This is a genomic window from Chondromyces crocatus, from assembly GCF_001189295.1.
GTDB classification, from domain to species: Bacteria; Myxococcota_A; Polyangia; order Polyangiales; family Polyangiaceae; genus Chondromyces; species Chondromyces crocatus.
This window is the reverse complement of record NZ_CP012159.1, coordinates 5,560,099-5,574,055: the sequence shown is the minus strand read 5'-3', so window position 1 is coordinate 5,574,055 and position 13,957 is coordinate 5,560,099. Positions and strand designations below refer to the sequence as shown.

Genomic DNA, 13,957 nt, shown 5'->3' with positions numbered 1-13,957 from the left:
CGTGGCCTCCAGATGAACCCGAACAAGGAGAGTTCCGAGCACTAGGACACCTCGGCGACCCCGCCGCTCTTCGCGAACTTCCCGGGCGAACACCCCAGCCGCTTCCGGAATGCGGTGCTGAAGGCGCTCGCCGACTCGTAGCCGATCTCGTCCGCGATCCTGTCGAGCGTCTTGGCCCCACGGACCAGCGCATCCTTCGCCAGCGCCATCCGCCAGCGCGCCAGGTACTCGATCGGCCCGCAACCGAGCACCTCGGCGAAGCGCGCTGCGAAGGCCGACCGTGACAGCCCCGCCACCTTCGCGAGCCCGGCGACCGTCCAGCTCGCCCTGACATCCGCGTGCATCGCGCAGAGGACCCGAGCGAGCGCCGGATCGCGCATGCCGTTGAGGAGACCTGCGCGGACCTCGTCGGCCGCCAGCCCACGCCAGCGGAGGGCCTCGATCAGCAAGACCTCGAGCATGCGCTGCAGCACCATCTCCTTGCCGGGCTCCTCGCTCGCGCACTCCTCCATGATGAGCGTGATGACGCGGCCCAGCCTTCCGGCCCGGCCCTTCGACGCGGGGATGTGGATGATGCGCGGCAGGAGCGCGAGCAGCAGCGGCGCGTTGGCCAGCTCGATCTGGAACGTCCCGCCGAGCGATTCGAAGTCGGCGTCCCCCTCCTGTTCGCCATGCCGCACGGCCGTCGCCGTCGGCTCACGCGGCTCACACACGACGTCCGGATGGCTGCTCAGCGTGAACGCTGGCGACGACGGCAGAAGCAGGAAATCGCCTTTCTGAAACCGGGTGGGCTCCTGCCCCTCGAACGAGATCCAGCACTCCCCCTTCAGGATGATCGTGAACCCGGGCGCATTGTAAGCGGCGTAGCGCACCCCCCACCGACCCCGCCCCGTGATCGGTTTCGAGATGGCCGTGCTCGGCCGGAGCAGCGCGATGACGTCACTCAGGGGATCCATGCTGGACGATCCATCAACAAATCGTTGCGAGCGATTCTAGATCGTCCATCCCCGCTGTCCAGACTGGTCTCCACGACGGCATGGCAACCACCCCGGTCTCGACGCGAGCCACCTCCGCCTCGGCATGCCCCGCGCTTGCCTTGGTGTGAACCACGTCTGCCTCAGCGTGAACCACGCCTGCCTTGATACGCGCCGCACTTGCCTTGGCGTGAACACCGTCTGCCTTGGCGCGAGCAACGCCTGCCTTGGTGTGAACACCGTCTGCCTTGGTGTGAGCAACGTCTGCCTTGGCGTAAGCAACGTCTGCCTTGGCACAGACAACGCCTGCCTTGGCACAGACAACGCCTGCCTTGGCACAGACAACGCCTGCCCTGGCACAACCCAACCCCTCCTCGACCCGCCGCGCCCTCCACCCCACCCCCCTCCGAGCGCTCGCGGCCATCCCCCCTCCAAGCCCCCCCACCCCACGGGGAGCCACCCCCCTGCGCCCCAGCGGCGTGTGGGGGCACGGCAGCGCGGGATGGGAAGGGCCCCGGCAACGCGCCGCCGGCCCTCAGCGAAGCCCCTCCGCCAGGGTCTTGCCCCCACCTCCCCCCCTTCCATCGCCTTCTACGAGGCGAAGCTTGCCGGGAAGGGCCCCATCCCGCGCTGCCGTGCCCCCACACGCCCCCCGGGACGCCCCGCTGGGTCGCTGGATCCCCCGACCCTACAACCGCCCCACCGCAGCACTCCCCCCCGAAACCGGCCGCGCCCGATGCTCCTCCACCGGCCCTGCCCGCAGCGCCCAGGGACTCCGCCCTTCCCCGGAAGCTCCCCCCGCCGACACCCCTGCCGCATCCACCTCACCTGCCCGCGCCCGCTCCGTCTCCAGCCATTGCCAGAACGCCTCGGCCCACAGCGCGCCCCCCTCCTCGTTCGGATGGATCTTGTCCGACTGCCGCGGGATCGGCCCCTTCACCAGCGAGTCCGAATCGAAGAACCGACATGGCGCCGAGTTCTCCCGGATCACATCGATGATCCCCGTGTCCTTTCGCCACAGCGGTGGCGCCACCCACACACAAGGCCGCTTCCCGATGCTCTGCACCAGACGCCGGATGGCAGGCCCGTGGGCAGGAGGATCCGTGTTCGCCACCTCGTTCGCGCCCAGACTGATGATCACCAGATCGGGCTGCGTGTTGGCCACCAGCAGCTCCATCTTCGGCGCCCACGTCACCGTGTACGAACTCTGCTCCGCCTTCACCTCGTAGCGCACCCCGAGCGCCTTCATCCGCGGCTTCAGCGCTTGCGCGAACCCGGCCAGCGTGAACGAGTCACCGATGTGCAGCACGGCCGTCCTCGGAGGGATCGGAGGCGGCGGCGCACGCTCGACGGACGCCTGGGCGGACGTCGCGTTCGCCTTGCCAGTGCTGGAAACTTCTCCAGTTTGCCCGGAAGACTCACCCGGGGCGGAGGAAGCAGCGGCCGGCCGGACGGAGAGAGGTGCGGCATCGCGGTGCTCCGTGGCGTTCTGCCCCGCCGCCGCTCCGGCGGACGAAGGCGCGCTCGCGGGCGGCGTCGATCCGCACGAAACCCCCAGGATACAGGCTCCGATCTGCCAGAGCCGCCCGATCGGATGCACCTTCACCATCGCCACCTCGCGGGGACGGCACTCTAGGCGCAGCCCTGGGCGGCCCGCAATCGTTGAAGCGCCGGACGCCGGACCGTACTAAATGAGAGCTGTGCTGAGCTTCCGGTTCTTCGGTATCCCGGTGGAGATCCAGCCCTGGTTCTGGATCACCGCGTTCATCATCAACTGGAGTCTCCTCAACCGAGGGGGGTATTCCGCCGCTTTCCAGGTTGGCTTGATGCTGGTCTGGCTCGCCGTCGTGTTCGTCTCCGTGCTGGTCCACGAGCTCGGCCACGCCTTCGCGATCCGACGCCACAGGATCGAGCCCGAGATCACCTTGCACGGCCTCGGCGGCGCGACGACGTGGCGCACCGTCCTTCCGCTGGGACGGCTCGATCACATCTTCATCAGCCTGGCGGGGCCGTTCGCGGGCTTCGCGCTGGGTGGCGTCGTCTACCTCGTGAAGACGTTCACGCCGGCCACGGTCGCGCTGCCGGATCTCGCGCTCTTCGCCATCGACAGCTTGCTGTGGGTGAACATCGCGTGGGGCATCTTCAACCTCATCCCGGTGCTGCCGTTCGATGGTGGGCACGTCCTCGAGCACGCGCTCGGCCCGAAGCGGACACGGCTGGCGGCGGGCATCTCCTTCCTCGTCGCGGGCTCGTTGACGCTGCTCAGCGTGGTGTACCGCCAGTACTGGATCGCGTTCCTGTTCGGCATGTCGGCGGTCCAGAGCTACCAGCGCTTCCGCGCCGAAGCGGATGTGACGGCGGTGGATCTGGAGCGAGCGCGGCAGGCCCCGCGGGAAGACGCCATCCCTGGCGAGCTGCTCTCCTTGATCCGCCGAGGCCGCCGCGCCCTCGCGGACGATCACCTGGATGAAGCGGCGGCGCTCGCGGCGGAGATCCTGGCGCGGGAGACGGTGCCCCGACCGGCGGCGCGTCAGGCGCACGAGATCATGGCGTGGGTGCGACTGCTCGGGGACGACCCGAAGACCGCGCAGGTGTCGGTGGTGCAGGCGCGGCGGTACGGCGACGTGGATCCGGCGCTGGAGGCGGGGGTCGCGCGGGCGCTCGGAGAGAGCCGGGTCGCGCGACGCATCCTCGAAGAGGCGCGGATGGCCGGCGACGACCGGAAGGAGGTCGTGGGCCCGCTGATCCAGCTCCTCCTCGAACAGGGCGAGGTGAACCGCGCGGCAGCGAACGCGCTGGACATCGTGGAGTCGCTCTCGGAAGAGGACGCACGGAAGATGGCGGAGATCGCCTTCGACGAGGGCTCGTTCGAGTGGTCGGCGCGGCTGTACGAGGCCGTGTTCCGGCGCAACGGCGCGAGCGAAGACGCCTACGATGCGGCGCGGGCCAGCGCGAAGAGTGGCAACGCGGACCAGGCGCTGGAGCTCCTGAAGAAGGCGGTGGAGGCGGGCTTCTCGGACCGCACGCGGGCCTGGTCGGACTCGGCGCTGGAGTCGCTGCGCAGCAACGAGCGGCTGGACACCGTGTTCCCGCGGCACTGACGGTTCGGACGCGATGCAGGTGAAGATTCCGTACATGCGGGTGGGCGCCGTCGAGGTGCCCGTCCCGGCGTACCAGTCGGCGGGGGCGGTCGGGCTCGATCTCTGCGCGGCGATCGAGGCGCCGATCACCCTGTCGCCTGGCGAACGGCGGCTCGTCCCGACGGGGTACGCCGTGGCGATCCCGCGAGGGTACGAGGGCCAGGTGAGGCCGCGCTCGGGGCTCGCGCTGAAGCACGGCGTGACGGTGCTGAACGCGCCGGGCACCATCGATCCCGACTACCGGGGCGAGCTGAAGGTGCTGCTGATCAACCACGGAGAGGCGCCGTTCTCGGTGGCCCGTGGGGAGCGGATCGCGCAGCTCGTGATCTGCCCGGTGGGCATCGCCGACCTCGTGGCGGTGGACACGCTCGACGCGACGGCGCGCGGCGGCGGTGGTTACGGGTCGACGGGCGTCTGATTCCGCGTTGACTCCGCCGCGCGGTCGGCGGACGAGGGGGACATGATGCGATCTGCGCTGTGCCTCGGCTCGTTGCTCGCGTTCCTGTCGGCCTGTGGCTCCCCTCCTCCGCCCGAGGCGCCCGAGCCGCTCGCGGAGCCTGCTCCCGCGGCGCCTGTGGAGCCCGCGCCCGCGGCCCCTGCGGAGCCGGTCGCGGAGGAGCCCAAGACGCCAGCGCCTGCCGCTGCACCCGAACCGGAGCCCAGCGACGCCGAGGTGCTGGCGCGCGACTTCCTCAAGACCGGAGGCCGCCGGATCGGATACTCGGCGACGAAGAAGGGGTTCGCGTACCCGCTGGAGCAGCGGAACCAGGAGGGCTTCCGCCTCGACATCCTCTTCACCGACGAGGAAGGTCGGAAGAAGGACGTGATCGCGGTCTGCGACTTCGCGTCGTGCGTGGAGCGGCTCGACGAGGTGTCGAAGACGCTGCGGCCGAAGCTCGCGGAACGGCTGCAAAGCGAGGGGTACGAATCGATCCGCGGGATCGGGTGGCCCTCGGGGCGGGACGAGCTGGAGGTCGGGGTACTCGGCATGAAGCTGCGGTACACGGGCGGGCGCCTGGAAGGACTGCGCGAGGGGAAGCCCGCGGCGACGCTGGGACGCCTCGGGGCGAAGGCGCCGGAGCTCCTGGCCATCTTCGTGGTGCCGGAGTCGAAGCGGCTGGGGGTGCTGGTGAAGCCCGCGGATGGGAAGGGCGTCGTGCAGGAGCTGCACGTGGTGAAGCTGCCCTGAAAGCCTGACGGGCGCCTCGCTCCGAGCGCAGGCGCCTCGCTTCGAGCGCACGCCTCGGGCTCGCGCTTCAGCGGAGAACACCGCTGGCTCACGCTTCCACGAACTACGTCGCTGGCTCACGCTTCAGCGGCGCACGCCTCGGGCTCACGCTTCGGCGAGGAAGCGCTGGATGGCGGTGAAGGTCTCGCGGGGGGCCTCCATCGGGACGAGGTGACCGACGCCAGGCAGGACGAGGAGCCGGGCGCCCGGGATGCGCTCGGCGATGCGCTGACCGTTGGCGAGGGGGATGAGCGGATCGTGGTCGCCGTGGATCACCAGCGTGGGGGTGGTGACCTCGGGGAGCTTGTCCCAGGACGACCAGCGCAGCACGGCGGCGAGCTGGCGAGCGACGGCCGCGGGTGAGGCGGGGCGCTTGCGCGAGGCTTCGAGGACCATGGCGAGCAGCTCCGGGTGCGCGTCGATGAAGCCGGGCGCGGCGATGGCGGTGAGCAGGCGGCGCTGCGCGGTGTCGTGATCCAGGCCTGGCGTGAGGGCCGGCGCGAGGAGCTCCGGCGGGGAGGCGACGACGTCGCGCCCGCCAGCCCAGGTGGCGAGGAGCACGGCCTTGCGGAAGCGCGCCGGGTGGGTGGTGAGGAGCTGCTGGGCGATCATGCCGCCCATGGAGATGCCGACGAGGTGGACCTGGTCGAGACCGAGGTGATCGAGGAGGCCGAGGGCGTCCTCGGCCATGTCGGCGATCTCGTACTGGGGGTGCTCGACGAGGCTGGACCAGCCGATGTCGCGGTTGTCGAACTGGATGGCCTGGTAGCCCGAGCCGGCGAGCGCCTGGGCCATCGGCGTCCAGCTGTCGCCCCGGGTGCCGAGGCCCATGATCAGGAGCACGGGCTCTCCCTCTCCGAAGACCTGGTAGTGGATGTCGAGGTCGCCGATGCGCGCGGTCTGCATGAGGGCGCAGTCTACTCGTCGATCGCCGCCCACGTCGCGTCGTCGATGCTATGCGCCGATCGCTGCCCACGTCGCGTCGTCGATGCGGCGCTCGCGGGCGATGCGGGCGTAGAGCGCGGCGCTCGGCCGGGGCGTGCGGGTCTGCGTCTCGTAATCGACGTGGACGAGCCCGAAGCGGGGCGCGTAGCCCTCGGCCCACTCGAAGTTGTCGAGGAGCGACCAGTGCATGTAGCCGCGGACGTCGAGACCGCGCTGGAGGGCGCGGGCGACCTCGGCGAGGTGGCGCACGAGGAAGCGAGGGCGCTGGTCGTCGTCGTCGTCGGGGAGGCCGTTCTCGGTGATGTAGACGGGGACGCCGGCGCGAGGAGCCCAGAGATCGAGGAGCTGGCCGAGGCCTTCGGGGTAGATCTCCCAGCCGAGATCGTTCACCTCGGCGCCGGCGCGGACGTTGCGCTCGAGGAAGGCTTCGCGGAAGCGCTCGGGGGCGAAGCGGACGAGGTCGCGGCTGTAGTAGTTGAGGCCGAAGAAGTCGTGGGTCTTTCGCTCGCAGACGGCGCCGGCGAACCAGCCGTTGAAGAGCCATTCGTAGAGGGCGGTCCAGGCGCGATCGGCGACGCGGCCGGTGTCGTCGGGCTCGATGATGCGGAGGTGGTGGGCGACGCCAGCGGCGAGGTCGTGGCCTCGCTGAGAGGCGGTGTCGTGCATCGCGCGGTACATGGCGTCGTGCGCGGCGAGGAGGTTCTGGAGGACGCGGAAGGCTTCGATCGGGGCGTGGTGCGCGGGCGGCCAGACGCCGAGGAGGTGGCCATGGCTGGCGACGACGTTGGGCTCGTTGATGGTGATCCAGAGGGTGCAGAGATCGCCGAGGGCCTCGACGGCGTGGGCGGCGAAGCGAGAGAGGAGGCGCGGTAGCTCGGGGTTCGCGAGGCCGCCGCGCGCAGCGAGCCACCGGGGGATGGTGAAGTGATGCAAGGTGACCATGGGCGTGATCCCGGCATCGCGGTGGGCCCCGAGGACCTCACGGTAATGATCCCAAGCGGCCGGATCGAAGTCGCCTTCGCCGGGCTCGAGGCGTGCCCACTCGAGGGAGAGGCGGTGGGCGCCGAGGCCGAGCTGCTGCTGGATCGCGACATCCTCACGGAAACGATGGAGGTGATCGCACGCCACGGCCGGGGTGTCGCCGCCCCGGATCCGGCCAGGCTCTCGGGCAAATGCAGCCCAGTCGGTGTCTTCGCAGTGTCCCTCGATCTGGGTGGCGGCCGTGGCCGTGCCGAACAAGAAATGTTCAGGGAACTCCAGCACCTCGCGCATGGGGAGCATGATAGGCGACGGCATCCCACGAGGAGGGAATCGGCGCACTCCTCTCTCCCGTTTCGCGCTAAATGCTCTGCAAGCGCTCGGTTTCGAGGCATGATCCAGTCTCGGACGGCAGGAGCGCCGTACGTAACCGAGATCACTATGGCCATTCTCGACGACCCTCAGCGGCTGAACCGATTGGATCCTGCGATCACCCGCCTCGACGCGGACGCAATCCTCGATGCATGCGTCGAGGAAGCCGCGCGTCTGGCAGAAGCGCCGATCGCGCTGGTGAGCCTGGTGATGCGGCACGTGCAGCTGTTCCGGGCGCATCGCGGGCTGCCGCCCGAGCTTGCGCTGAGCTGCGCGACGTCGCGGCGAAACTCGTTCTGTCAGTTCGTGGTGCGCGACGAGCGCCCGCTCGTGGTCGAGGACACGACGATCGACTCGTGGGTGCCTCAGGATCTGGTGGAACGCTACGGCATCCGTGCGTACGCGGGCGTACCCGTGCGGGTGGATGGGCAGCCCATCGGGACGCTGTGCGTGATCGACATCACGCCGCGGCGGTTCTCTCCGGCGGTGATGAACGCGCTGGAGGTGCTCGGGACGCGCGTTGCGGCGCGGCTCTCCGAGCTGGTGGGGGATGAGCCCGCCGAGGGGCCGCCAGCGGCGCCGCAAGAGCGGCTGCGGCTCCTGCGCCGGATGGCGCGGCTGCTGGAAGGGGCGCTCCAGGCGCTCGGGCCGCCGCTCGAACAGGCGCGCGCGGCGGAGCTGTCGGACACGCCGACGCTCGACCCGGCGATCCGCTCCGATCTGTCGGCGGCGGTGCTGTGTTACGAGGATCTCGCGGTGGCAGCGCGGGAGCTGTCGACCGAAGCGACACGGCTGTCGCGCGGGGCGCCGGATCCGCGGGTGGAGACGCTGCTGATGGAGGCCAGGTCGCTGACGCGCGAGCTGGACGAGGCCGGGCCGATGGTGAGGCTGGCGCAGGGGGCGCTCTCCGATCGGGTGGGCCTGGAGGCGGCCGCAAAGGCGGTGTCGGTGACGCGACAAGCGCTCGACTTCCACGCGAACGCGCTGGCTGCGGCGCAACGGCTGCTCAAGGCGGCCGACGCGGTGGACGCCGCATGGACCGAAGTGCTCACGCCCGCGGGGGAGGTCGCGCCGTGAAAGGGCGAGCATACGCGCTCTGGATGGAGATCATGGAGGTCCAAGGGCCTCCCAGCGCGCGCAGCTCCTTCGCCATGGCTCGGCTGATCCTGCGAACACGGGCGCTGCCGGAGGAGATCACCCCGGAGGTCGACGACCCTGCGCTGGAGCGGCGGCTCGAGGAGGCGCTGATGGACATGGCGAGGACGGGCTGAGAGAAGACCGGCGAGCGCGCTCCCCAGGCGCGTTCGCCGGCTCGCGCTTCAGGAGACGCTCATGCCCGCGTCCCGCTTGAGGTCGTCGAGGTCGGCGCAGTAGTCGGGCATCAAGCGCTCGAAGCGTGCGCCGTGGCACGTGAGGATGAGGACCTGCAGCTCCTTCGCGGCGTCGCGGAGGATCTTGACCATGGTCAGGAAGCGGGTGTCGTCGGTCCAGCCGAGGGTGTCGTCGAGCAGGAGCGGCAAGGGGCGACGATCACGCGCGAAGACCCGGGCGAGCGCGATGCGGACGATGACGGAGAGCTGCTCGCGGGTGCCGCCGGAGAGCTGGTCGAAGTCCTCCTGGATGCCGCGCCGGGTGACTTTGTCGAGGCGGAGGTCCTGGGTCATCCTGATCTCGGTGCCCGGGCGGAGGTGGACGAGGTAACGAGCGACCTCGTTGACGACGGGCGTGAGGTAGCGGCGCTGGGCCTCGGCGTACGCCTCTTCGACCAGGTCGGCGAGAAGGCGGGCGGCGCGGGCCTCGCGTTCGAGCCGATGGTGGATCTCGATGGCGGCGGCGTGCTCGGCACGGGCGTCGCCGAGGGCCTCGAAGTGCCCATCGAGGGCGGCACGGTCGAGGAGGGTCTCGAGATGGACGACGCTGTCCCGGAGGGTGCGCGCCGCGGCCTCCTGGGCACGCAAGGCGCCCTCGGCACGAGCGACCTCGTCGCGGTGGAGCTCGGGGGCGGCGTCGGCCAGCGCGGTGGTCGCCACCGCGAGCGCCTCGTCGGCGGTGGCGAGCACGCGCTGCGCGTCGTCGAGTCGCTCCGAAAGGGCGGCGTCCGACGCGACCTCGCGCGCCGACCCGAGGCGGCTCTGGGCCATGTCGAGCTGATGGCGGAGGCTGCTCTCGCGCACCCGTAGCTCCGACAGGGCTCGCTCATCGTCCCGACGGGCTGCATCGTGGCGAGCGAGGGCTTCCTGGAGCGGGAGGCGTTCGCGCTCCAGGGCGTCGATGCGGGTGGTCAGCCCCTCCAGAAGGGCCTGGAGCGCGGTGGCCGAGGGAATGTCCGTCTCCGTGGGGCCATCGCCGAGCGCATCGAGCACCGCGCCGTGTCGCTCCCGCAGAGCGGCGAGACCCGCGGGCGCGAGCCGTTCGAGCTCGGTGGCGAGCTGCTCCTGCCGCTCCGCCAGCGAGAGGCCGTGCGTCCAGCGGGACCGCGCGTCGTCGAGGTCGCACGCGTTCGCGCGCTCCAGGGCGTCGTCGAGGGTGCGCTCGAGCTGGGCGAGATGCGACGCTTCGGTCAGCTCGCCAGGGATGATCTCCCAGCCGTGCGCCGGGTTCTCGGCATCGGTCGGTCCCGCGCAGAGGGGGCCGCGCTCCGCGATCGGTCGCTCTTGCCCCGCGTACGGCCCCGTCAGCCAGCGAACCCTCGCCGCAAGCACGCTCACCTCGTGCTCGCACCTGGCGAACTCCTCGGCGAGGGCTTCGAGGCGGTGGATGGCTTCCTCGGTCATGCGGTTGGAGTCGAGCTTGATCTCCAGCGCAGTCACCCTCGCCGAGGCCTCCCGCGCCACCTGGACGCGCGACTTCAGGTCCGAGGTCTCCGCGGCGAGCCGCGCAACCTCCTTGCGAAGGACATCCAGGCCCTCGGGTGCCGCATCGCCGAGGCGCTGCTCCAGCCGCACCCGTGCGCTCTCGGTCTCCGCGCGGGCCCGGGCCAGCTCCTCCGCGTGGGCGAGGCTTTCGAGGCTCCGCTCCTGCAGCGCCGTGCCCAGGGCCTGCCGGGCGTGTTCCAGGCGCGCTTCGGCCTTCACCAGATCCTCTCCGCGAGGAACGAGGTGCAGCTCGGCGTTGCCGATCGTCATCGTCGTCGGCCGGACGATCTGCCACGGGGACACCTGCCCCGCGGCGAGCCACGTCGCTGGCGTGCCGTCGCCGAGATCGACGGTGAGATCGTCCAGCGCCCGCACGGTGACCTGCGTGCCCACGGCCGACCAGGCGGCGTCGGCGACATCCACGTCGTGGGACAACCTCCGCAGCGCATCGACCGTCGTGTCGTCGATGGGTTGATCGCCGAGCTTCGTCAGCAAGCGATCCAGCGCGCTCCGGAACCGCTCCGCCTCGGCCAGGCGCCCCTGCGCATGCGCCCACCGTTCCGCGAACGCCGCGGCTTCGCGCACGAGCACCTCCAGCCCCTCGGGGGCCACCTCCGCGAGGCGGGCCCGCTGCACCCAGATGTCCTCCTCGGCCACCGCGCGCGCCGCCCGGCGCTCCCGGGCCGTCTGGAGATCCTTCGGTCCTGCGCTGCGCAGCGCCTCCCGCAAGCGCGCTTGCGTCTCCCGCGCGCGCCCACAGGCCAGCGCGAGACCAGGCCGGGCAGGATCGATCTGCGCCTCGCCGATCCCAGGCACGGACAGGACCGCACCCGGCATGGGGAGCCAGACGGTGGTCGGCACGCCGGCGCTCTCCTCGGTGCCGGCATCCCCTTCCCCACCGGTCGTCGTCTCACCGGCTGCCGCGGTCGGCACCAGGACCCGCGTCCCTTCGGCCTCCAGCCGGGAACGAAGGACCACGCACTGCTCCCGCAGCGAGACCAGTGCATCGTACTGCCGTCCGTCGAGCGCATCGCGTTCAAGCGCCTGCTTCACCTCTGCGCTCTCCGCCTCCAGCATCTCGGCCCGCGCCAGATCGGTGGCCGTACGCGCCACCTGATCGAGCGCATAAGCACGAGCGAGCAGCGGATGGGTGGCCTCGCGCTCCGCGCGCTGCGCTTCGAGTTGCGCCTCGATGGCCGTGAGGGCCGCCTCCGCCACCTCGCCTTCGCGCTCGCGCTCGGCATGGAGCTGCACCATCGCTTCCAGCCGCGAGCGCTCCTCCCTGGTGTCACAGGAGAGCTGCTCGATGGTGTCCACGAGGCCCTTTCGCTCCTCCACCTCGCGCTGGCGCGCATCCCTCCTGGCTTCTGCGGTGGCCTGCTCGGCCCGTGCCGTCGTCAGCCGCGCCTCGTGCTGGTGCAGCGCTTGCGCCGTTTGCCGCGCCGTCTCCAGCTCGTCACGCAGGGTGGGCAAGCTGAACTCCAGGCTCTCGAGCCGCGCTGCCTCCCTCGTCCAGCGCTCGCGTTGCGCCTCGTTCTCCCGGAGGGACTGTTCGATGAAGGTCAGCCGTTCCTCCGCCTTCTGCCGTGCGAGATGGGCGTCCCGGAGTATCCCCGTGGGTTCCACGCGCTTCTGCGTGTAGAACCTCGCCACTTCTCCCTGCACCCGAGAGCGAATGCGCTCTCCTTCCTTTCCTCCCGTCAGCAGCCCGACCTGACGCCCCACAGCGTCGGCCAGCGCCCCTCGGACATCCTCACCCAGCGTCGCGCCGGGATCGGCGTGGGCCGTTTCGTCCTGGGTCACCCAGAGGAGACCCCAGACCCCCATGTCTTCGCGACTCACCGCGCCCTTCTTCGGCAAGCGCCCTTCGAGGCGTCGGAGGAGCTCTTCGTCCGCTTCGCGGTTGCAGAGCATGGTGCCGTCGCCCAGCCAGAGCGTCGACATCGGCTTTTCGAGGAAGCGCTTGTGGATGCGGAGCTGCTCACCGTCGATGGTCAAGGTGATCTCGACCTCGGGCGCGAGTCGGGTGCCGTGCGGTTGCAGGGCGACGATGCCTTGGTGCCGGGTGCCGTGGCGCTCGAAGAGGCCGATGCGGAGCGCCTCGACGAGGGTGGATTTGCCGGCCTCGTTGCCGCCATGGATGATGTTGATGCCCTCGACGAAGGGCCCCAGCGTGACGGAGCCGACGAGGACGCCGACATTGCTGACCGTCAGCTCGACCAGTCTGACCGCGCGGTTCATGCGACCTCCTTGTGCAGCCGGTAGAGGAGACGGAGAGCGCGCTCGGCGTCCTCCTGGGGAAAGCCTTCGATGCCCGTGCGAAGCCGCTCGGCGACACCACCAATCCAGCCTGCGCCGCGGAGGCCGGCGAGATCGTCGTCGCTCACCAGGGTGTGGAGCCCATCGTCCCGGGTTCTCAGGAACCGGAAGCGATGGCTGGCGCGGGAGAGGATCTCGGCGTCGAGGCGGGCGCGGAGATCGACGTGGAGGACGCCCACGAGGGTGAGTTCGAGGAGGGTGCTGTCCTTGTCCGGGTACTCGGTGAGGAAGCGATCGAGGCGCTCCAGATCGTCGGCACCATCGAGGGTGTGCTGGTGCTGTTTCCAGCGGAAGGTGCAGACCTCGTGCGGGGTGACCTCGGGGGCTTCGCCTCGGGCGCCGATGTCGACGAGGAGCACGCTGCCGGGGTCGCGCTCCTTGAAGCGGGTGGCCTCGGGGGTGCCGGAGTACCAGGTGCGGTCGTCGATCTGGAGGCGGCCATGCCAGTCACCCAGGGCGAGGTAATCGAGCTGGGCGCGGTCGGCGAGGTCGGCAGGGATGGTGTTGTGCTGGGGTTCGTCGTCGCCGTGAAAGCCGGCGAGGATCTCGCGGATGCCGCCATGGGCGACGCCGATGCGCACGTGATCCGGTGGGCCGAGCTGGGGCGAGAGGTGGTCGGTGACGTCGCCGAGGGCGTGCTTTTCGAAGAGCGGGCAAGGGAGAATGACCACGCCTTCGCTGACGACGATGGGGTCGCGCGAGGCGAGGACATGGACATTGGGCGGGCACTCCTTCCGCCAGCGGTCCGACTCGTAGAGGGAGCCGGGCATGAGGGGGTCGTGGTTGCCAGGGAGGAGATACACAGGGGTGGGGATGTCCGCCATGCGGTCGAATGCACGGCGCAGGGTGTCGGGTTTGAGTTCGTGGTGCTCGAAGACGTCGCCGGCGACGACGACGAAATCTGCTTTGTATTCGCGCGCGAGGGCGCCAATGCGGGCGACGGTGCGGAGCCGGGCTTCCCGGACGAGGGCGCCGGCATCTCCGTGAATGAAATGGGCGCGCAGGCCGAGCTGCCAGTCAGCGGTATGAATGAAACGTGTGGCTGTTGCCATGGTGTTCCTCGGTTGGAGTCAGGATGTGTGTCGAGAGAGAACGAAAGAGCGCGTGAGCGTGAGCGTGAGCGTGAGCGTGGGGTGAGGGTTGACG

The 13,957-nt window shown here is 70.3% G+C and carries 11 protein-coding genes; 5 read left to right on the top strand and 6 right to left on the bottom strand.

All coding sequences use genetic code 11. From position 1 onward, the window contains the following. Nucleotides 1-41 precede the first annotated feature (41 nt). A complete protein-coding gene (locus CMC5_RS20490) occupies nucleotides 42-956 on the bottom strand; it encodes an AraC family transcriptional regulator (RefSeq protein ID WP_050431999.1) in 915 nt (304 codons plus the stop codon). Between the two features lie 706 nt (nucleotides 957-1,662). Further along, complete coding sequence (locus tag CMC5_RS20485; protein WP_082362648.1) at nucleotides 1,663-2,583, bottom strand: SGNH/GDSL hydrolase family protein; 921 nt, start codon at nucleotides 2,581-2,583, stop codon at nucleotides 1,663-1,665. Between the two features lie 82 nt (nucleotides 2,584-2,665). On the opposite strand from CMC5_RS20485, the gene CMC5_RS20480 reads away from it, so the two are divergent. From CMC5_RS20480 to CMC5_RS20470, 3 genes are read left to right on the top strand one after another with little or no spacing between them, the layout of a single operon-like run. After that, nucleotides 2,666-4,075 (top strand): M50 family metallopeptidase, encoded by a 1,410-nt coding sequence (locus CMC5_RS20480; RefSeq protein WP_050431998.1) that lies wholly within the window; start codon nucleotides 2,666-2,668, stop codon nucleotides 4,073-4,075. 13 nt (nucleotides 4,076-4,088) lie between these two features. Continuing rightward, entirely contained in the window at nucleotides 4,089-4,532 is a 444-nt protein-coding gene (gene dut / locus CMC5_RS20475; RefSeq protein ID WP_050431997.1) for a dUTP diphosphatase, read from the top strand. Between the two features lie 42 nt (nucleotides 4,533-4,574). Beyond that, a complete protein-coding gene (locus tag CMC5_RS20470) occupies nucleotides 4,575-5,303 on the top strand; it encodes a hypothetical protein (protein WP_050431996.1) in 729 nt (242 codons plus the stop codon). A gap of 144 nt (nucleotides 5,304-5,447) precedes the next feature. Here the strand turns inward: CMC5_RS20470 and CMC5_RS20465 are convergent, their stop codons facing one another. Both CMC5_RS20465 and CMC5_RS20460 read right to left on the bottom strand, forming a co-directional pair. Continuing rightward, nucleotides 5,448-6,248, bottom strand: a complete 801-nt coding sequence (locus CMC5_RS20465; protein ID WP_050431995.1) for an alpha/beta fold hydrolase — start codon at nucleotides 6,246-6,248, stop codon at nucleotides 5,448-5,450. Between the two features lie 48 nt (nucleotides 6,249-6,296). Then, complete coding sequence (locus CMC5_RS20460; RefSeq protein WP_050436020.1) at nucleotides 6,297-7,559, bottom strand: glycoside hydrolase family 1 protein; 1,263 nt, start codon at nucleotides 7,557-7,559, stop codon at nucleotides 6,297-6,299. A gap of 99 nt (nucleotides 7,560-7,658) precedes the next feature. Here CMC5_RS20460 and CMC5_RS48590 point away from each other — a divergent pair, with 99 nt between their 5' ends. Together CMC5_RS48590 and CMC5_RS20450 are read left to right on the top strand one after the other, a co-directional pair. Beyond that, a complete protein-coding gene (locus tag CMC5_RS48590) occupies nucleotides 7,659-8,714 on the top strand; it encodes a GAF domain-containing protein (protein ID WP_281180881.1) in 1,056 nt (351 codons plus the stop codon). Next, nucleotides 8,711-8,908, top strand: a complete 198-nt coding sequence (locus CMC5_RS20450; protein WP_050431994.1) for a hypothetical protein — start codon at nucleotides 8,711-8,713, stop codon at nucleotides 8,906-8,908. Before CMC5_RS48590 ends, CMC5_RS20450 begins: the two co-directional genes overlap by 4 nt. A gap of 48 nt (nucleotides 8,909-8,956) precedes the next feature. Here CMC5_RS20450 and CMC5_RS20445 read toward each other — a convergent pair whose 3' ends face one another. Next, complete coding sequence (locus tag CMC5_RS20445; protein WP_050431993.1) at nucleotides 8,957-12,733, bottom strand: AAA family ATPase; 3,777 nt, start codon at nucleotides 12,731-12,733, stop codon at nucleotides 8,957-8,959. Then, the gene (locus CMC5_RS20440; RefSeq protein ID WP_050431992.1) at nucleotides 12,730-13,863 is read right to left on the bottom strand and encodes a metallophosphoesterase family protein; all 1,134 of its coding nucleotides are present in this window, start codon (nucleotides 13,861-13,863) and stop codon (nucleotides 12,730-12,732) included. The genes CMC5_RS20445 and CMC5_RS20440 overlap by 4 nt, the downstream gene beginning before the upstream one ends. Nucleotides 13,864-13,957: the final 94 nt, after the last annotated feature.